Source organism: Zhihengliuella flava, assembly GCF_015751895.1.
GTDB lineage: Bacteria > Actinomycetota > Actinomycetes > Actinomycetales > Micrococcaceae > Zhihengliuella > Zhihengliuella flava.
The window spans coordinates 1,764,213-1,781,491 of record NZ_JADOTZ010000001.1 but is presented as its reverse complement, the minus strand read 5'-3'; the positions used below and the strand labels follow the sequence as shown (position 1 = coordinate 1,781,491).

Below are 17,279 nucleotides of genomic sequence, written 5' to 3'. Positions count from 1 at the left end.
CGCCAGGGGGTGTGACCGTCAGCTACCTGGCGCGGGACTTCGGGTCGAGGGCCTCGCGCAGAGACTCGCCGAGCAGCGTGAAGCCCAGCGCGGTGATGGCGATGCAGAGGCCCGGCAGGAACGCCAGCTGCGGCGCGATGCTTAGCTCCGCCTGAGCATAGGTGAGCATACGGCCCCACTCGGCCGCGTACGGCACCCCGCCACCAAGCCCTAGGAAGGACAGGGCCGCCGCGTCGATCACGGCGGTAGCGAGCGTCAGCGTGGCCTGTACGATCACCGGGCCGATCGAGTTCGGCAGCAAGTGGCTCATGGTCACCGTGCGTGTACTCAGCCCCAGGGTCTGGGCGGCCAGCACGTAGTCGGAGCCCTTCTGCGCCAGAATCGAGGAGCGCAGCAGGCGGGCGAAAATCGGGATCGCGGAGACACCGATGGCGATCATGATGGCGTACTCGCCCTGCCCCAGCACCGCGGCGATGGAGACCGCCAGCAGCAGGTTCGGGACGGACAGCAGAATGTCCACGAACCGCATGATGACGTTGTCCACCCAGCCGCCAATACCGCCGGCTAGCAGGCCCAGAATCATGCCGCCGACTAGGCCGAACCCGGTGGAGACGATCCCGATCATGAGCGAGGACTGGGCGCCCCAGATCAGCTTGGAGAGCACGTCGCCACCGAACCGGTCGAGGCCCAGCACGTAGCCCTCCACCTCCCCCGGTCCGGGAATGTAGGTCGGCGTAATTTCCGTCCGGCCGGGCAGATCCTCACCGCCGTAGGGCGCCAGCAACGGCGCGAACAACGCCACCAGCAGGAAGAGGGACACGATCACCGCGCCGGCGATCGCCGCCGGGTTGCGGCGCAGGCGGATGAACGCCTCACCCCACACGCTGGTGCCCTTGACATTCGCAGGCTGCGGGCCGCCGGTCGCCGTCGTTCCCGCTGGCACGGCCGAGCCGGCTGGCCCTTCAGGGAGATTCTGGGTCATTGCACACGCACCCTCGGGTCGATCAGGTTATAGGAGACGTCCACCAGCAGGTTCACCAGCGAGTAGATCACCGCGATGAAAATGATGAAGCCCTGCAGGACGGGGTAATCGAGGTAGAAAATCGCGTCACGGAGGAACCGGCCGATCCCGTTGAACGCAAACACGGTCTCCGTCAGCACGGCGCCGGAGATCAGCAGGCCAAGCTGGAGGCCAATCGTCGTGGTCACCGGCAGCATGGCGTTGCGCAGCACGTACCGCTTGCGGATCAGCTGGCCGCTAATGCCCTTGGCGCGGGCGGTGCGCACAAAGTCCGCGTTGACCACCTCCAGCACGGAGGCACGGGTGATGCGCACGATGATCGCCAGCGGGATCGTGCCGAGCGCGATGCCCGGCAGCACCAAGTGCATGAACGCGTCCCACGCGGCATCCCACTCTTGGGTCATCAGCCCGTCGAGGATGTAAAAGTCGGTGTAGTGCGTGGCGTTGATGCGCGGATCCTGCCGGCCGTCGGTGGGGAACCAGCCCAGCTGGATCGCAAAGATCCACTTGAGAATGAAGGCCAGGAAGAAGACGGGCACCACCACGCCGCCGAGGGACAGGAACACGGAGAGGTGGTCCTGCCACTTGCCGACGTGCCGGGCCGCCCAGTAGCCCAAGGGAATGCCCAGCCCGACGGCGAACACCAGCGCCACGGCGGTGAGCTCCAACGTGGCCGGAAAGCGTGTGGCAAATTCCTCGACCACGGGGCGCGCGGTGCGCAGGCTGACGCCAAAATCGCCGGTGAGCAGCTTGCCCATGTAGGTGAAGTACTGCTCAATCAGCGGCTTATCGAAGCCATAGAGTTTGTTGATCTGCTCGACGGCCTCTGGCGTCGCCTTATCGCCGAGCAAAGCGGTCGCGGGACCGCCGGGCAGGCTGCGCACCCACAAGAAGAGCAGGAGCGAGAGCCCAAAGAGGGTAGGCACCAGCAGCGCGAGCCGCTTGCCGATCGTTCGTAGCACGGAGATGTCTCCCGGTCGCATCTCAACGTCCCGGTGAGGGGGCGACGCCGGCACACGGCCGCCGTCGCCCCTCACCGAGCGCGTTGGTGGGTGTTACTCGGACAGGACGATCTGGTTGAAGACCTCGTCGTTCACCGGGCTGGTCGGGTAGGACTCCACGCGCGGGCTGAAGCCGAGCGACGGGGCCGGGTGGGCCAGCGGGACCACCGGCAGGAAGTCCATGATGTCCGCGTTGATCTCCTGATACAGCGGTGTCTGCTCCTCGACGTCCGCGATGCCACGGGCCTCGGTCAGCTTGTCGAACAGCTCCTGGTTCTCGAACCCGAAGTCCGCCTTAGGCTGGCCGAAGTGGACACCGACGAAGTTGTCCGTGTCGTTGTAGTCGCCCGTCCAGCCGAGCAGGTGAATGCCGTGGTCCGGGCCGCCCTGAATGCGGTCCAGGTAGTCAGGGCTCCACTTATTCGGCTGCGGGTTGATCGTGATGCCGACCTCCTCCAGCTGGGCGGAGATGTTGGAGAAGACCTGCTCCGGGGTGGGCATGTAGGGGCGGGAGACGCCCGTCGGGTAGTTGAAGTCCAGCGTAAAGCCGTCCTCATACCCGGCTTCGGCCAACAATTCCTTAGCCTTCTCCGGATCGTACTCATACTCGGCGACGTCCTCGGCGTAGCCGTTGACGGAGTCGGGGATGAACTGGGTGGCGGCCTTGGTGCCTTCCGGGAGGGTCTGGCTGATCAGGGCGTCCTTGTCGATCGCGTGGGCGATCGCCTGGCGCACGTTCAGGTCCGCGAGCTGTTCAATCTCCTGGTTGAAACCGAGGTAGAGGATAGTGAACGGGTCACGCGCCATGATCTTGAACCCCTTCTCCTCCAGAGCGGCGGTGTCCGCCGGGGCCACGAGGTCGTAGCCGTCAATGTCACCGGCCTCGAGGCTCTGACGGCGGGTGGTCGGGTCATCGATCACGCGGAAGATGATGTCCTGTACCTGGCCCTGCTCGCCCCAGTAATCCTGATAGGCCGTCAACTCAATCTGCTGCCCGGAATCCCAGGAGACGAATTCGAACGGTCCGGTGCCCACGGGATTGCCCATCGCGTACTCGGAGAGCACCGGGGCCTCGGCGGTGCCGGACACCTCATCGGCCCCGAATTCCTCGAGTGCGGTGGGCGACTGCATGGCAAAGGACGGCAGGGACAGGGCCGCGATGAAGCCGGCGAACGGCTCCGTGAGATTGACCGTGGCCGTCAGCTCGTCGTCAGCGCTGCAAGACTCGTAAACAGCGTTCTCCGGGCTGTCGGCGAACCCCTTGAACAGCGAGTTGTAGTAGTAGCTGACGGACTTGGCCTGATTGACGCCCTCCCAGTTGTACCAGCGGTCAAAGTTGGCACACACGGCTTCTGCGTTGAATTCCGTGCCGTCGTGGAACATCACGCCTTCCTTGAGCTGGAAGGTGTAGCTCAGGCCGTCGTCGGACTGCTCCCACGATTCGGCGAGCAGCGGCTCTGGGTCGGCGCTGCCGGCCTCGACGCCGATAAGCCCCTCAAAAATCTGGCGGGAAACGCGGAACGATTCGCCGTCCGAGGCGAACGCCGGGTCCAACGAGGCCGGGTCCGCCGAGGCGGCGAAAATAAAGGTGGAGTCGACGGCGGCGTCGTTGCCACCCGCTTCCCCCTCCTCACGCTGGCTTTCGGCGCACGCGGACAGCGCGAGCGCGCCGATCGCGAGCGTGGCGGTCAGGGCTGCGCCGCGGCGCTTGAGGCGCCCACCGCGCGATGTCTGGCCACTGGTGGTCATGGCTCTGCTCCTCTAGGTCGAGTCAATCCACCGCAGAGCAGGTTCCGCCCCGCGGTGTCCCCCGACAGGGGGTCATTTCACGAGCCTAGCCCGAAAAGGGGGTATAAATGTGACATGGATCATGCGTGCCGGAGATCCAGATCACTTTTTGGGGCGAGGCCTACCCCCACCCGAGCAGGCGCACGCCTGCCGCGGCAGCCGCACCGATGATGACCACGAGAAGGAACGGAGCCCTCAAGAGCAGGGCAATCGCCGCAGCGACCAGGGCCGCAATCCGCGCATCAAGCACTACCTGAGCGCCCGAGGCGAACGTGTTCACGGCCGTCAACGAGGCCAAGAGGCCGATGGTCACCGCCCCGGCCACGCGCAGAATCCTCGGGTTGTCGAGGACCCGAGCCGGGACCAGATAGCCGAGCAGTTTAATGCCGTAGGCCGCCACGCACGCCGCGAGCACCCACCACCAGAGCGTCGCCTCGGTCATGACTGCGCCGCCTCACGTGCCGCCGTCGTGCCCCGCCCGCCGAGCCAACCCCAGAGGCCGGCCACGAGAGCCGCGATCATGATGGGCACCCCCGAAGGCACCCAGGGGATGGTGAGCAGCGTGACGGCCGCGGCGGCCACGGCGAGGGCGATCGGGTCCCTACTGGCCAACCGCGGCCACAGCAACGCCAAGAAGGCGGCCACCGCCGCGCCGTCGAGGCCCCACGCGGCGGGATCCCCCAGCGCATCGCCGACCACCGCGCCGAGGATCGTGAACAGGTTCCACAGCGTGAAGACGCCCAGCCCGGCCCACCAAAAGCCGCGGCGGGCCTCACCCGGATGTTCCTGCGATGCCGCCACAGCGATGGACTCGTCAATCGTCACGTGTGCCGCGCCGTACTTGCGCGCCCGGCCGGGCCGCAACAGGACATTCATCTGCATTCCGTAGAGCGCATTGCGCACCCCCAGCAGGGTCGCCGCGCCGAAGGCGGCCGAACCTGTGCCGCCGCCGGCGATCACGCCGATGAACGCGAACTGACTGCCGCCGGTGAACATCAGGGCGCTCAGCGCCACGGTCTGCCACAGATTCAGGCCCGCCGCGATGGCCAACGCCCCGAAGGAAACACCATAGAGGCCCGTCGCCAAGGACACCGACAATGCGACCCTGACGACGGGCGGGATGGTCCTGAGCGAGAGGGACGTTAGGCGCATGCCTCCAGTTTATGGTCCAGATAGTGGCGGATTCGCCCGGGGTAGTCGGAGGTAAATTCGGTGACGCCGAGCCCGGCCAAGAACTCCGCGTCCTCCTCCGTGTTCACCGTCCAGACGCGCGCCCGCAGCCCGCGTTCCACCCATCGCTTCACGGCCTCGGGGTGCGCCTTGGCGAAGTCGACCCCGGGGCCGGCGATGCCGGCCGCACCCGCGTCGAGGTGGGCCTCGGCGCTGTGGTGCACCCGGCGCATGAGGTAGCGCACGGCGTTGCGGGCGATCAGCCCGAGCTCGCGCGTCTTCTCCGTATCCAGGACAGAGATCAGCTGGCAGAGGTGATAGCCGGGGATCGTCTCCAGCAGGTAGTCGATGGCCTCCGGGTCAAAGCTCATGAGGGAAACGCGGATGTTGCCGATCCGGGACGTCTCCGGGTCCCATCCCTGGCGCATCAGCACGGCAAGGACCTTTTCCTCGAGCCGGCGGCCGAACGGACTGGGGTGCTTGAGCTCAATCGCCAGACCAATCTCCCGCTGCGTCCGCCGCAGCAGGTCAATCAGTTCCTCGAGGGTAATGAGCTGCTGGCTGGCCGCACCATACTGGTCCGGGATGCGCACGCCCTTCCAGGAGGCGACGTCGAGGCGGCGGAGCTGGCTCAGCGTCTTGGAGGCGACAGATCCCGAACCGTTGGACGTGCGGTCCACCGTGGAATCGTGGAAGCAGACGGGGACCTCGTCGGCGCTCAAGTGCACGTCGCATTCCACCCCGTCGGCGCGCTCGGCCAGGGCGTGGAGGTAGGCCGCCCGGGTGTGCTCGGGGTACTCGCCGCTGGAGCCGCGGTGCGCGTAGACGGTGTACATGCCTCTCACCGTACGGTCACCGGTGCCAACGCGCGAGCATCGGCAGGTGAAATGAGGGAAAACGGCGCGTGATGTTTAGCGCAGCCGTCACCTGCGGGTGGCGCCGCGCCTCAGGAACGACGCCGGCGCTCGGCCTCCAGCTCCCGCTCGACATCCGCGATGGCCCGGCTCTGCTGAGCGACGAGCTGGTTGACGTCGGCTGGCATGGATTCCGGCAGCGTGCCGAAGGCGAGCTTGGCAGCGTCGATGATTTTGCCGGACAGGATGTGGTTGCCGACGCCACCAATGGCGGCGCCAATGCCGAAGGGCACCACGCGGCCCAGCGTGGAGGCGCCTTGGGTTGCGGCCAAGCGGCGCAGGAAGCGCTTCTGCATTCGGGCCGCGATGTTGCCCCAGAGCCCCTTCTGGGTGGCCGAGCCGAACACGGCGCCCCAGCCTTGAACGGGGCCGCTGCCCCGCCCCTTCGCCTGCTGGGTCAGCGAGGCAATCATGGAAGAGCCCTCGTCCCCCATCACCACGGCCATGATCAGTGCCCGCGCCTTGGCAGGGTCTTCGACGGCGATCCCGTGCAGCTCCGCTAACGACTGTGCGTAGAGCGCGCTGGCTTCGAGGAAGCCGATGGTGGCGGCGGAGGAAAGGCCCAAAGAGGTGACGGTGCCGATCCCCGGGACGGACGCGGTGGCGCCGACGGCCGCACCGCCGCCGGTGACGGCCAGCCGATAATCCCGTTCCACCAGCCGCGCGATCTCGTGCGGCGTCGCGTCGGGATGCTTTCGGCGCAGGAATTCGAGGTAGCGGATGACGAGGGGGCGCTGGACGCCGAGGGCCCTCAGCAGGGCCCCCTTGAGGCCTCGCACGGGTTGCCCGTCAACGTCGAGAATTTTCTCCGGCTGTTCGCTCACTCGCCCAGCCTAACGAACTAGGCGCTCCCGCGGGCGATCTCGAAGCGCCAGAGGGACGGCGAGCACGCCACGCCGGCGGCGGGTGACTACTCGCCCGTGGAGACGTCGGCCCAGACCAGCCGGTGGTCGCTGCTGCGGACCGGGTTCATCTGGATGAGCTCCGCGCCCGGCTGGTTGGGTGCTGGCCAGAAGACGCCTGAGTTGGTGACGTCCATGCTCGTGGATGGCAGGACGTAGTCCACCCGCAGGCTGCCCGTGCTGCCGCCGAAGTCGGCGGTGCGCAGCGCATTGGAATTGTCCCCCGACGAGTTGTTGGTAGCACGCCCCAAGAGCGAGTTAAAGACGTCTTGGTTGCTCATGATGGCGCCACGGGCGCGAGGCTGCGGGTCCGTGATCTGTTCGCTGTCGAGCAGTTGCATGATCGCTGAATCGTAGGAATCTCCCCGCTGGGGATCGGCGTTCATGTCGCCCACGATCACAAAGTCTTCGCCGTCCGCCAGGCCCCCGGCCGCGCCGGCGTCATCGTAGATGTAGGAGGCCGTCTCGCCGCCGGCGACGTAGTCTGCCAGAAAACGGATCTCATCGTGATTGCGGCGTGCGTTGCGCTGCTCCTCGCCATCAAAGGAGGGCGGGGTGGGGTGGGCGGCGAGGACATGCACCGTCCGGTCGCCGATCCGGATCGGAACATCCCAGTGAGACTTGCTGGACAGGCGCAGCACATTGCTGGTGAGCTCGCCGTAATAGTCCCGCGGCATGACATTGCCCGGCATATCCGCCCACCGGAAGTTCTGGAAGGTGCGCACGGAGTCCACGTCGATGGGGTACTTCGAGTAAAGCACCATGCCGTACTGGCCCTCGAAGGCGCCGTAGCCGAACGCGTCATCCGGGCCGCCGATGGTGCCGTCCCCGTTGAGGTCCGCACCGGTGGGCACGCCCGTGTTCGACGGCGCGGTGTAGATGTACGGGTACTCCAGCGCTTTCTGGCCGTTCTGGGAGACGGTCAGGTAGTTGTCCCGGAAGAGGGTGGCGGCTTCCTGCTCGGCGTCGTAATCAAACTCGTTGACCAGCAGCACGTCCGGTGCGGAACGCTGGATAATTTCCGCCACGGCCTGCGCCTGGGAGTTGTTCCGGCTGGAGAGGTCCGCGATGAGCGCGCCGGGCGCCTCGCGGAAGAGCGAGGCGTTGTAGGTCGCGATGCGCATGGGTTCCTCTGTTTGAACCGCCCGGCTGGTCACCGAGGCCGTCTGCAGCGTGCCCAGATCATGGTTGGCGAGGACGGCCGTTCCATGGGACGCCGGAGCAGAAGCGGGGGCTGCCGCGTGCGCAGGCATGACGGACGCAGCCGCGAGGGCAGCGGAGGTCATGACGGCGGCGAGCGCCCGCTTCAACGAATGCATGACCCCCAGCGTAAAGGAGTTCGCACCATCTGGAACAGTCGTTGCGCATCCTGTGGATCACGGAAATGAAACGAATCAGCCGCGCACGCCAAGCAGCCGAATCGACACATCCGCTGAATCATGCGGATCCAGCCGCCCCCCGGCAGCCCTACTCTCAGCCTCTTCCCAGCTGGCACTTTGGTCCAGCGGCACCCATTGTTGCCTGATTGATATCTTTCACGAGCGTGCGCGGCGCGTCATCTAGCGGCTGGATGTGACCCTTATGGATCATAAATATCGATAAACCCGCGATGGGAACAGCCCAGCGCCGCCAGCCCGCATCCGCTAGCTCGTCGCGCTCGCGCGCCGCTCGCGCAGCTGGAAGATGAGCGCCACCACGGCGATCAGGCTCAGGACGCTCATGGCGAGCGGCAGTGAGAAGGCCGCACTCAGCCCGCCGGTCAACGGGCTCAGGCAAATCGTCGCTGCACGCATCGCCCAGCTGACCCACGTCACCCCAGAATGCGGAGGGAGCCCCGGCACGGCATCGGCCCGGGCGAAGGCAATCGGCACGGTCACGGCGCAACCCAGCCCGGCTAGGGCGAAGGCCACGAGCGTCAGCGCCATGTTTGGCGCCCACGCCGCCCCAAGGACGCCCACGAGGATCATGACGAGGCTGATGCGCAGCGCGGCGCTGTCGCCGATCCGATCCACCACGCGATCACCGAGCAGCCGCCCAATAAACTGCGCACCCAACATCACGGACAAGGCGATTCCCGCGGACGCGATCGGCACGTCGCGCTCCGTCGCCAGCAGCACGGCGGACCAGTTGTTGCCGAGATCCTCCACGGTGATCCCCGCGAGGGCCACGAGCGCCAACGGGACGAGGAACTTCACAATCGCCCTGCGGCTCAAGCCGGAGGCGGGCGCCTCCTCCGCCGCGGGACCGGCCTCCGGTATGAAGCCACTGGCTGCCACGAACATGGCCACCACGCAGAGGCCTCCCCACAGGGCGACGTGGGCCAGCAGGGGCACATCGATGATGGCCAGCACGGTACCGACGGCGCCGCCGACGGCCGCACCAATGCTCCAGCCAGCGTGCATGAAGTTCAGGAGCGAACGTCCATACCCCTCCTGCACCCGCAGGCCTTGGGAATTCTGACCCACGTCCACGCAGGCGTCCCCGAGCCCGGCACAGAAAAGCCCCACAAAGAACAGCCACGCATGGCCCGTCACCACGCCCGTGGCCGCGAGCAACACGGCAAGCGCCACCCAGACGGTGCCCCAGGCCGTGGTCCTCGGCGTGCCGAAACGGCGCAACACCACCGCCGGGAGGTGGAACGCCGCCGCGCCGCCGATGGTCATGCCAACGACGAGGAGACCGAACAGGCCGTCGCCGACCCCCAACTGCTCCTTAACCTCCGCATAGCGGGCCAGGAACGACGCCGGCAGGGCGCCGTTTGTGGCGAAGGCGAGCATGGCGGACACGCGGGCGCGGCGCAAGGAATAGGACGGCATACCTAATACTCTCCCGCCTTCCACGCGGAGCCCCGACTGCGACCCGCCGCGTCAGCTGAGGTTAACGCCGCCGTCGTCGTCGATTGACCAGCCCGGGTTGTGGGCCACCTCCCAGATGACGCCGTTGGGGTCTGCCACGTGCGCATGGAAAATCCCGCCGAAGGCCCCCTCCCGCGGCGAGGTCACCACCCGCCCTCCGGCGGCCTGCATCGTCCGCACGACGCCGGCCACCTCGCCACGCGTGCCCACGTTGTGCGCCAGCGTCATGCCGCTGGCTCCGTGGGCACCCTGCGTGGCCGGCTCGTGGCCTAGGTCCTGACCGAACTTCAGGGCGTCGAAGAACCCCAGCACCGTGCCCGGGGCGATTTGAAAGAAGATGATCTCCCCGGGGACATCCAGCAGGGGCTCCCAACCGAGGCCCACCACGTAGAAATCACGGGCGGCCTCCAGATCAGGGGTCGACAGGGTGATGAAGTGGGCCTGCTGGCCAAGGGCGTTCATGCAGGCAGGCTACGCCGTCAGCTCTTGCGGTTATAGAGGTACATCGAAATGGGGCCAAAGACCGCCACCAAGACCGCGCAGTAGACCAGAACCAGCAGGATCGAACCGGCGTCGTACACACCGCCCATGAGGTCCCGAATCGTCGCGACGATCACGCTCACCGGGTTGACCTCGACGAATCCCTGCAGCCAGTCCGGCATGGTGCGCGGATCCACGAAGATGTTGGAAACGAAGGTCAGCGGCATGAGGATGAACATGGACACCCCCATGGCCGCCTGTTCCGTGCGCATCAACAACGCCACCATGGTCCAGACCCAGGACAGGCAGAAGCTGAACACCAACAGCAACAGGAAGGAAAGGACGACTCCGGTGAGACCGCCTGCCGGACGGAAGCCCATGAGGAAGCCGACCACCAAGATGATGACGCCGGCGATGGTGTACCGCACTTGATCCCCCAGCAACGCCCCGACTAACTGGGAGGGACGCCACACCGGCAGGGAGCGGAACCGGTCGAAGACTCCCTTGGAGATGTCCCGGTTCAGGGTCAGGCCCGTGTACATGGTGATCATCACCAGCGTTTGGACGAAGACGCCGGGGATGAGCCACTGAATGTAGTCGCCGATGCCGCCGGCCAGTGCCCCGCCAAAGATGGTGGAGAACATGACGGTCATCATGATGGGGAAGACCGTGACGTCGAACAGCTGCTCCGGAATGTGTTTGATTTTCAGGAGGGCGCGCCAGCCGTACGTGATGGAGGAGCTGATGGCGCCGGCCGGCCGTGGCCGTTCCGCCTCGGGGAGCAGGACGCTGCTGACCCGGGCGGCCTCGTGATGGGTCTCGGTGCTCATCGCCCCTCCTGCGTTGCGGCGGACTCGTGGGATTCGGCAGGGGTGCGCTCCTCGGCAGGTTTGCCGGTGAGCGCCAGAAACACCTCGTCCAGGCTGGGTTGGCCGAGGGCAAAGGATTCGATCTCCAGACCGGCCTCCTCCAGTGCGGCGAGGGCCTTGGCGGGGCTCTGCCCCGCCGTGATGGTGGTGGAGAGGGCCGCCGGATCAGACTCCCGGACGACGTCGACGCCCAGCGCCGCGTCCAGAACCGCCTCCGCGCGCGGCCGGTCATCGGGATCGATGACGCGCACCGTGAGGGCCCCGGAGCCCACCTGAGCCTTGAGCTGGCCTGGCGTGCCCTCGGCAATGACGCGGCCGTGGTCGATCACCGCGAGGCGATTGGCCAGCTGGTCCGCCTCTTCGAGGTATTGGGTGGTGAGCAGGATCGTGGTGCCACCATCCACCAGCGTGCGGATGATGTCCCACATCTGATTGCGACTGCGCGGATCGATGCCCGTGGTGGGCTCATCGAGGAACATGAGCTTGGGGGTGACGATGAGGGAGCCGGCAATGTCCAGCCGCCGCCGCATCCCGCCCGAGTACTTCTTGACTTGGCGGTTCGCCGCCTCGGTGAGACCGAAGGCCTCCAGCAGGTCCAGCCCGCGGGCCTTGGCCGCGGCGGCCTGGAAGCCGTAGAGACGCCCCAAGAGCACGAGGTTCTCGAGGCCGGTCAGATCCTCGTCGAGGGAGGCGAACTGTCCGGTCAGGGCCACCTCCTCGCGGATCCGCTGCGGGTCGGTGAACACGTCATGCCCCAGCACGCGGGCGCTTCCTCCGTCCGGCTTCAGGAGCGTCGCGAGCATGCGCAACGCCGTCGTCTTCCCGGCCCCGTTGGGGCCGAGGACGCCGTAGATCCCGCCGCGCGGGATCAGCAGGTCAATGCCGTCGACGGCCGTGGTGGCGCCGAAGCGTTTCACGAGGCCGTGGGCCTCAACGGCCAGTTCTGCGTCCATGGTGCTCCCTGAGGTTGTTTCAGCGGGGGCACGTGCGCACGACGGCGCCGCACCCGCGGGACGTTTCTTCCATCGTAGTGAGGGCGCCTCACCAGAAGAACCCCAAGCCATCCACTCGACGCGAACCCGTGCAGGGGCGAGAATCGAGCCATGGCGAACATCTCAAGCGTGGACGAGTTTCTCTCCGGATTCGACGGCCCGGCCCGCGCCCGGCTGCAGGAACTGCGGGACCTGAGCCGGCGGGCGGCACCGAAAGCCGCCGAGGATGTGCGGTGGAATCAGCCCGCCTACCTGCACGCCAGCGGCACCATCCTGTTCATGTTCTCCGGTCACCGGGCCCACGCCAACATGGCCTTCACACCGAGCACGCTGGAGGAGTTTCGGCCGGAGATGGGGACCCGAAAGGTCGGCAAGGGCACCGTCCAAGTTCCCTACGCGGAACCGCTGCCCACCGAACTGCTCACCCGCATGATCCAGCACCGGATCGCCGAGCATGAGCGGGACGGCATCGGCTGGATGTAGGCGGCGGAATGGTTTTCAGAGGAACACCCACCCCACCAGCCCCGCCCCGAGGACGGCGGCCCAGGCGGGCAGGGAGAACACCCGCTGCGCGGCGAAGACCGCCACCGCCAGCGCCATCGTGGCCGCCGAGGTGATCCCGGCCGTAAACACCGGGTCATAGAGGGCAGCGCCGAGAATCCCCACCACCACCGCGTTGACTCCGGCGAGCGCGGCACGGGCCTTTGGCGCCTGCCGCAACCGATCCCAGAAGGGCAGAACGCCCACCGTAAGCAGGGCGGCGGGCAGGAAGATCGCCAGCAGCGCGATCCCGGCTCCGAGCAGGCCGGTGGGCCCCGTCGTCGTGCTGGCACCCAAGAACCCGGCGAACGTGAAGAGCGGGCCCGGCACGGCTTGGGCCGCACCATATCCCGCCAAGAACGCGTCCCGGTCCACGAGCGACGTGGGCACCATGTCCGCCTCCAACAGGGGCAGCACCACGTGGCCTCCGCCGAACACAAGCGAGCCCGCGCGGTAGAACGTCTCCGCCAGCGCCACGGCCCCATTTCCGGTCACGGCCGCCGCGATCGGCAGCCCCGCGAGCAGAACAGCAAAGAGCGCCAGCGCGCCCACGGCGACGGGACGGCTCACGTGCACCCCGAGCGTCCCGGCGTCGGGCGCCGCAGGCCCGCGCATCAGGGCCAGCCCGGCGAGCGCTCCGGCCACGATCACGGCCACCTGAACGCCCGGGTGAGGGGCGAGGAGGACGACGACGGCGCCGGCAGCGGCGAGGCCCGCGCGCCGCGCGTCGGGGGCCAGCGTGCGCGCCATCGCGATGACCGCGTGGGCGACGACGGCGACCGCGGCGGCCTTCAAGCCCGCTATCCAACCGGTCCCCGCGGCGTCTCCCAGCGCCGCGACGCCAAACGCGAACGCCACGAGCAGCACGGCCGAGGGCAGCGTGAAGCCGACCCACGCGGCGATCAGCCCGGGCAGCCCCGCCCGCTGCAAACCCAGGGCCATACCCACTTGGCTGGACGCCGGGCCGGGCAGGAACTGACAGAGGGCCACGACGTCCGCATAGGCGGCGTCCGTGAGCCAGCGGCGACGCTCGACGAACGCCTCGCGGAAGTACCCCAAGTGCGCGACCGGGCCACCAAAGGAGGTCAACCCTAGGAGCAGGAAAGCTCCGAAGACCTCCCGCACCGTTCCGGGCGGGAGCGGGAGGCTGGGGTCGCGTTCACGGGTGCTCATCCGCACCATCTTCGCCCGGCCGCTCGGCGGAGTCGAGGTTCGCCGGGTGAATTTTTGGGGTCCGCCGCTTCGGTGGTCGCGGCGATTAGTCGCGCGCGGCGGACCCGAGCAGCGCCTCGCCCCCGATGACGGTCTCGAAGAGCTCGGGGTCAATCGGCTGACCGGCGCGAATCACACTCAGCGCCCCGGAGGCCTCAAACACCACGGCGCCGACTTGAGAAGGGTGGGAGATCCCGGACTGCCGCAGGCGGGAGTTCAGCTCGCGCCGCGTGATGTGGCAGCGGCGCAGGTGCGCCTCGATGACCTCGGGCCCAGCCATGATGAGGACGGGGCGATTCACAATCAGCGCGAACCCCCAACGGGTGCGCCGCACGAGGCCGGAGAGCGCTTGGAGCGCCACCAGGGTCACGAGGGCGACGACGCCCCCGCCCAGCCGGGGCGCATCGCCGAGCGAGGCGCGGGCAATAATGCCGCCGAAGGCGATCACGGCGGCCAGATCATAGCTGGACATCGACGAGAGCATGCGCTGGCCGAGTAACCGAACCAGCACGATCAACGCCACGTACATTCCGACGGTGGCCAGCGCGACGGCGCCGGCCTCCAACCAGGTGATCCCGAGCAATCCGGACACCAGTAGCCTCCCTTTCGTTGTGCCGCCCAGTCTAGTGAGGCGCCAACGCACTCGCCCCGCGGGCGGACCGGGATGGCGGCCGCACGCGGGGCGAAATGGGGTATGGGTGGGCCCTGCGGGGCTCGAACCCGCGACCAATGGATTAAAAGTCCAGTGCTCTACCAACTGAGCTAAAGGCCCGTGGCCCTTGCAAAAAGGACCGCTAAACATGCTACCGCACACCCATCGCGACCGCCGACCAGCCGGGCCGCGAGCGCGCCCGCCGGGCCGTCGCGCATTGGCCCCCACCGGAGTATCGTGTGCGCCATGAACGCGCATCCAGCTCGCCAGCATCAGGTCGCCCCGTTCCGGCACCACAAGCCGAAGCCGTTCGAACCGTTGGACTTCGAGCCATTCCCCGGGGGCCCGGATCCCGCACGGGTTTCCGAGGCCGCGCACCTCGCCGCGCACGCGCTGGTGCACCACGGCCGTGACTCGGAGGACCCGCAGGTTACCGAGCGCCTCGTGGCACTCGCGGACAAGGAGGGGCTCGAGGCCATTGCCGAGCTCTGGAGCGAGTCCCCCGCCCATTCGCTCCCCGGCGCCCTCTGGCGGCTGTACGCGCTGCGCTCCGCCGTCGTGCGTGATCCCGAGCGCATGGCCGCCTACTTTTCCGCCGGGCGCAGCACGGCGCAGGTCTCCCACGCGGTCGCCGGGGTGGCCGAGCCACCCGGTGCAGACGAGCTGCGCACCATGGCGGACTCGATTCTCTCGGGGGCGTTCGACGGCGACTTCGACGTGGCGCTCGAGCGCACCGCGGCGTTCTGCCGGGTGATCGCTCTAGGCCAGACCGAGCATGCTCACGAGCTGGAACCGAGCAATGAGAACCATGCCCGCAAGCTCACCCAGCAGGCCGGACAGCTCATCAAGACCGCCGAGGATCTGGAGACCTCGGCCAAGCTGTGGCGCCGCGAGGAACTCGACTAATCCGCGAATCGTCCCACGCCGGCCGTGCTTGTTGACACGGCTGCGCGGGAGGAGAAAACTAGGGTCAGGCGTCGGGCCGAGGTAACCCCGGGCTCCAACACTCAGCCGCTTCGAGCGGCCTTCCGCCGAGAGGCGTTCCCGGTTCGGCGCCATTAAATCTTCTTCGCCGCTGGCCTGCTGGAGCGGTCCGCTCCGGTTCATCGACGGCACTCTGCGTCACCTGAGCCACGTATGATGTTGCCCGATGACCCATCTGGCACCACATCGGCGGTTCGACACGTGAAATTCAGCCTCTTCCCGCAGGAGACCCGCAGCCTCGAGCTGCTGGGCGAGCTGTGCACCACTATTCAGGACTGCGTGCAGGCGCTGTCAGAGATCCTCGGCGTCTTGTCCTCTGACAACGAGGCCCAGCTCGCCGTGTTGGACCGGGCGGATCTCCACGCACTCGATACCCACTATGCGCTCCTGACCCAGCTGCGCACCAGCTACGTCACGCCGGTCCCCCGCGAGGACCTCTACACCTTCTCCCGCCTGCTCCATGACACGGTCGGCGAGCTGCGCAGCGTGGGCGATCTGATGACCAGCACGGACCTGAAGTGGATCTCCCACCGCGCCGCCGAGCAGCTGGAGCTGATGGGCCGGCAGGCCTCCCTGACCACCACGGCGCTGGGCAGCCTGGACCGGCTCGATGACCTCGAAGACACGTGGCTGCAGCTGATGCGACTCAACAAGCGCGTCGGGCGCACCCACCATGCGTGGGTGGGCGAAACCGCCGAGCTGCAGCGCTCCTCCACGATCATCCGGCATCGCGCCGTCGCGGACCAGATGCTCGCCGCGGCGTCTCGCCTCCACGCTGTCGCCGACCACCTCGGACGCGTCCTCGTCAAAGAGTCCTGACCCGATGCTGACCCTGCTCTTCGGCGTCGTGATCCTGCTGGCGTGCGCCTTCACGTTCCTCAACGGGTTTCGCGACGCCGCCAATTCCATTGCCGGGGCCGTGCGGACCGGCGCGCTGCGCCCCAAGATTGCGGTGATCTCCGCAGCCCTGTTCTCGGCTCTGGGCACCCTGCTCACGTCCTCCTTCTCCCTCGCCCTGCTGGACTTCGCCAATTTCAATTACCACTCCCCCGCGGAGGGCCTGGGCACGTTGGCCGCGGCGCTGATCGCCGCCGGCGTCTGGCTGGTGTGGTGCTGGTCCCGGGGCATCCCGCATTCCTCCACACACGCACTGTTCGCGGCGCTGGCCGGGGCGCTCTTGGGCTCGGCCATGATCCATCCGCACGACGCCCTCGGCGTCCCGCTGATCCTGCTCGGCGGCGTGCTGATCCCCATCGTGCTGACGCCAGCGCTCGCTTTTGGCGCCTCCTTCCTCCTGACCATCCCGGCCACGTGGCTGGTCCGTCACTCCACGTCGGCGCGCGTGACCACCATGAGCCGCGCCGGCCAGTCGATCATGTCCATGGCCGTCGCCCTCGGCAACGGACTCCAGGACGGCCAGCGGAACGCCGCCGTGATGACGTTGGCCGCCGTCATGTACACCTCCGGCACGGCGGCCGAGGCCACCATCCCCTTCTGGGCCCCACTCGCCGCGGCTATGTGCATGGGGCTCGGGGCGCTCGGTGGCGGCTGGCGGATCGCCCACACCATCGGGTACCGCATGGTTCGGTTCGACCCGCTGCGCGGCGCCGTGGCCCAAGGCGTGTCCGCGACGATGCTGTTTGCCGGCTCGCTCGTCCTGCACCTGCCGCTCTCCACCACGCAGGCGGTGACCAGCGCCGTCGTCGGCGCGGGTGCCAACCAGCGCTTTGAATCCGTGCACTGGGGGCGCATCGGGCGCCTCCTCGGCTACTGGGTGGTGGGTCCCGCGCTCTGCGCCGTCGGCGGCTGGGTCCTCTATCTCGCGCTGCACCCCCTGACGGGCTGAGCGTTTAACTGGAACGGCGGGGGCCTCGCACCATCGCTGGTGCCAGGCCCCCG

General features: G+C 67.7%; 18 protein-coding genes and 1 tRNA gene. 4 read left to right on the top strand and 15 right to left on the bottom strand.

What is annotated here, in order from left to right; genetic code table 11:
• Positions 1–22: 22 nt before the first annotated feature.
• The 12 genes from IW252_RS08270 to IW252_RS08215 form a co-directional block, all read right to left on the bottom strand.
• Complete coding sequence (locus IW252_RS08270; protein WP_196836118.1) at positions 23–982, bottom strand: ABC transporter permease; 960 nt, start codon at positions 980–982, stop codon at positions 23–25.
• A complete protein-coding gene (locus tag IW252_RS08265) occupies positions 979–1,983 on the bottom strand; it encodes an ABC transporter permease (protein ID WP_196836117.1) in 1,005 nt (334 codons plus the stop codon). The genes IW252_RS08270 and IW252_RS08265 overlap by 4 nt, the downstream gene beginning before the upstream one ends.
• A gap of 93 nt (positions 1,984–2,076) precedes the next feature.
• Positions 2,077–3,771 carry an ABC transporter substrate-binding protein gene (locus IW252_RS08260; RefSeq protein WP_196836116.1) on the bottom strand — a complete coding sequence of 565 codons (1,695 nt, stop codon included), beginning with the start codon at positions 3,769–3,771 and terminating at the stop codon, positions 2,077–2,079.
• Positions 3,772–3,931: 160 nt separating this feature from the next.
• Positions 3,932–4,252, bottom strand: coding sequence for an AzlD domain-containing protein (locus tag IW252_RS08255; RefSeq protein ID WP_196836115.1), 321 nt, complete (start codon positions 4,250–4,252; stop codon positions 3,932–3,934).
• On the bottom strand, positions 4,249–4,962 hold the full coding sequence (locus IW252_RS08250) for an AzlC family ABC transporter permease (protein WP_196836114.1): 714 nt from the start codon (positions 4,960–4,962) through the stop codon (positions 4,249–4,251). The genes IW252_RS08255 and IW252_RS08250 overlap by 4 nt, the downstream gene beginning before the upstream one ends.
• Positions 4,953–5,816, bottom strand: a complete 864-nt coding sequence (locus IW252_RS08245) for a glycerophosphodiester phosphodiesterase (protein WP_196836113.1) — start codon at positions 5,814–5,816, stop codon at positions 4,953–4,955. The genes IW252_RS08250 and IW252_RS08245 overlap by 10 nt, the downstream gene beginning before the upstream one ends.
• Before the next feature lie 110 nt (positions 5,817–5,926).
• Entirely contained in the window at positions 5,927–6,718 is a 792-nt protein-coding gene (locus tag IW252_RS08240) for a hypothetical protein (RefSeq protein WP_196836112.1), read from the bottom strand.
• An 86-nt stretch (positions 6,719–6,804) separates the two neighbouring features.
• Entirely contained in the window at positions 6,805–8,115 is a 1,311-nt protein-coding gene (locus tag IW252_RS08235) for an endonuclease/exonuclease/phosphatase family protein (RefSeq protein ID WP_196836111.1), read from the bottom strand.
• 324 nt (positions 8,116–8,439) lie between these two features.
• Entirely contained in the window at positions 8,440–9,612 is a 1,173-nt protein-coding gene (locus tag IW252_RS08230) for an MFS transporter (RefSeq protein WP_196836110.1), read from the bottom strand.
• Positions 9,613–9,663: 51 nt separating this feature from the next.
• Positions 9,664–10,113 (bottom strand): VOC family protein, encoded by a 450-nt coding sequence (locus tag IW252_RS08225; RefSeq protein WP_196836109.1) that lies wholly within the window; start codon positions 10,111–10,113, stop codon positions 9,664–9,666.
• 17 nt (positions 10,114–10,130) lie between these two features.
• Entirely contained in the window at positions 10,131–10,961 is an 831-nt protein-coding gene (locus IW252_RS08220; RefSeq protein ID WP_196836108.1) for an ABC transporter permease, read from the bottom strand.
• On the bottom strand, positions 10,958–11,953 hold the full coding sequence (locus IW252_RS08215; RefSeq protein WP_196836107.1) for an ATP-binding cassette domain-containing protein: 996 nt from the start codon (positions 11,951–11,953) through the stop codon (positions 10,958–10,960). Before IW252_RS08215 ends, IW252_RS08220 begins: the two co-directional genes overlap by 4 nt.
• A 150-nt stretch (positions 11,954–12,103) precedes the next feature.
• Here IW252_RS08215 and IW252_RS08210 point away from each other — a divergent pair, with 150 nt between their 5' ends.
• Positions 12,104–12,475 (top strand): iron chaperone, encoded by a 372-nt coding sequence (locus IW252_RS08210; RefSeq protein ID WP_196836106.1) that lies wholly within the window; start codon positions 12,104–12,106, stop codon positions 12,473–12,475.
• 15 nt (positions 12,476–12,490) lie between these two features.
• Here IW252_RS08210 and chrA read toward each other — a convergent pair whose 3' ends face one another.
• From chrA to IW252_RS08195, 3 genes are all read right to left on the bottom strand, one after another.
• Positions 12,491–13,705: a chromate efflux transporter gene (gene chrA / locus IW252_RS08205; RefSeq protein WP_196836105.1), complete on the bottom strand. Its 1,215-nt coding sequence runs from the start codon at positions 13,703–13,705 to the stop codon at positions 12,491–12,493.
• 85 nt (positions 13,706–13,790) lie between these two features.
• Positions 13,791–14,336, bottom strand: a complete 546-nt coding sequence (locus tag IW252_RS08200) for a DUF421 domain-containing protein (RefSeq protein WP_196836104.1) — start codon at positions 14,334–14,336, stop codon at positions 13,791–13,793.
• Positions 14,337–14,443: 107 nt separating this feature from the next.
• Positions 14,444–14,516, bottom strand: a tRNA-Lys gene (locus IW252_RS08195).
• Between the two features lie 126 nt (positions 14,517–14,642).
• Here IW252_RS08195 and IW252_RS08190 point away from each other — a divergent pair.
• From IW252_RS08190 to IW252_RS08180, 3 genes are all read left to right on the top strand, one after another.
• Positions 14,643–15,302, top strand: a complete 660-nt coding sequence (locus IW252_RS08190; protein ID WP_196836103.1) for a hypothetical protein — start codon at positions 14,643–14,645, stop codon at positions 15,300–15,302.
• Between the two features lie 279 nt (positions 15,303–15,581).
• The gene (locus tag IW252_RS08185) at positions 15,582–16,199 is read left to right on the top strand and encodes a DUF47 domain-containing protein (RefSeq protein WP_196836102.1); all 618 of its coding nucleotides are present in this window, start codon (positions 15,582–15,584) and stop codon (positions 16,197–16,199) included.
• 4 nt (positions 16,200–16,203) lie between these two features.
• Positions 16,204–17,226: an inorganic phosphate transporter gene (locus IW252_RS08180; protein ID WP_196836101.1), complete on the top strand. Its 1,023-nt coding sequence runs from the start codon at positions 16,204–16,206 to the stop codon at positions 17,224–17,226.
• Positions 17,227–17,279 lie beyond the last annotated feature (53 nt).

What these genes read in the sequence shown, in the direction of transcription:
- IW252_RS08270 (WP_196836118.1), bottom strand. Translation starts at nt 982, where the DNA reads ATGACCCAGAATCTCCCTGAAGGGCCAGCCGGCTCGGCCGTGCCAGCG.
- IW252_RS08260 (WP_196836116.1), bottom strand. Translation starts at nt 3,771, where the DNA reads ATGACCACCAGTGGCCAGACATCGCGCGGTGGGCGCCTCAAGCGCCGC.
- IW252_RS08255 (WP_196836115.1), bottom strand. Translation starts at nt 4,252, where the DNA reads ATGACCGAGGCGACGCTCTGGTGGTGGGTGCTCGCGGCGTGCGTGGCG.
- IW252_RS08250 (WP_196836114.1), bottom strand. Translation starts at nt 4,962, where the DNA reads ATGCGCCTAACGTCCCTCTCGCTCAGGACCATCCCGCCCGTCGTCAGG.
- IW252_RS08245 (WP_196836113.1), bottom strand. Translation starts at nt 5,816, where the DNA reads ATGTACACCGTCTACGCGCACCGCGGCTCCAGCGGCGAGTACCCCGAG.
- IW252_RS08235 (WP_196836111.1), bottom strand. Translation starts at nt 8,115, where the DNA reads ATGCATTCGTTGAAGCGGGCGCTCGCCGCCGTCATGACCTCCGCTGCC.
- IW252_RS08230 (WP_196836110.1), bottom strand. Translation starts at nt 9,612, where the DNA reads ATGCCGTCCTATTCCTTGCGCCGCGCCCGCGTGTCCGCCATGCTCGCC.
- IW252_RS08225 (WP_196836109.1), bottom strand. Translation starts at nt 10,113, where the DNA reads ATGAACGCCCTTGGCCAGCAGGCCCACTTCATCACCCTGTCGACCCCT.
- IW252_RS08220 (WP_196836108.1), bottom strand. Translation starts at nt 10,961, where the DNA reads ATGAGCACCGAGACCCATCACGAGGCCGCCCGGGTCAGCAGCGTCCTG.
- IW252_RS08215 (WP_196836107.1), bottom strand. Translation starts at nt 11,953, where the DNA reads ATGGACGCAGAACTGGCCGTTGAGGCCCACGGCCTCGTGAAACGCTTC.
- IW252_RS08210 (WP_196836106.1), top strand. Translation starts at nt 12,104, where the DNA reads ATGGCGAACATCTCAAGCGTGGACGAGTTTCTCTCCGGATTCGACGGC.
- chrA (WP_196836105.1), bottom strand. Translation starts at nt 13,705, where the DNA reads ATGAGCACCCGTGAACGCGACCCCAGCCTCCCGCTCCCGCCCGGAACG.
- IW252_RS08190 (WP_196836103.1), top strand. Translation starts at nt 14,643, where the DNA reads ATGAACGCGCATCCAGCTCGCCAGCATCAGGTCGCCCCGTTCCGGCAC.
- IW252_RS08180 (WP_196836101.1), top strand. Translation starts at nt 16,204, where the DNA reads ATGCTGACCCTGCTCTTCGGCGTCGTGATCCTGCTGGCGTGCGCCTTC.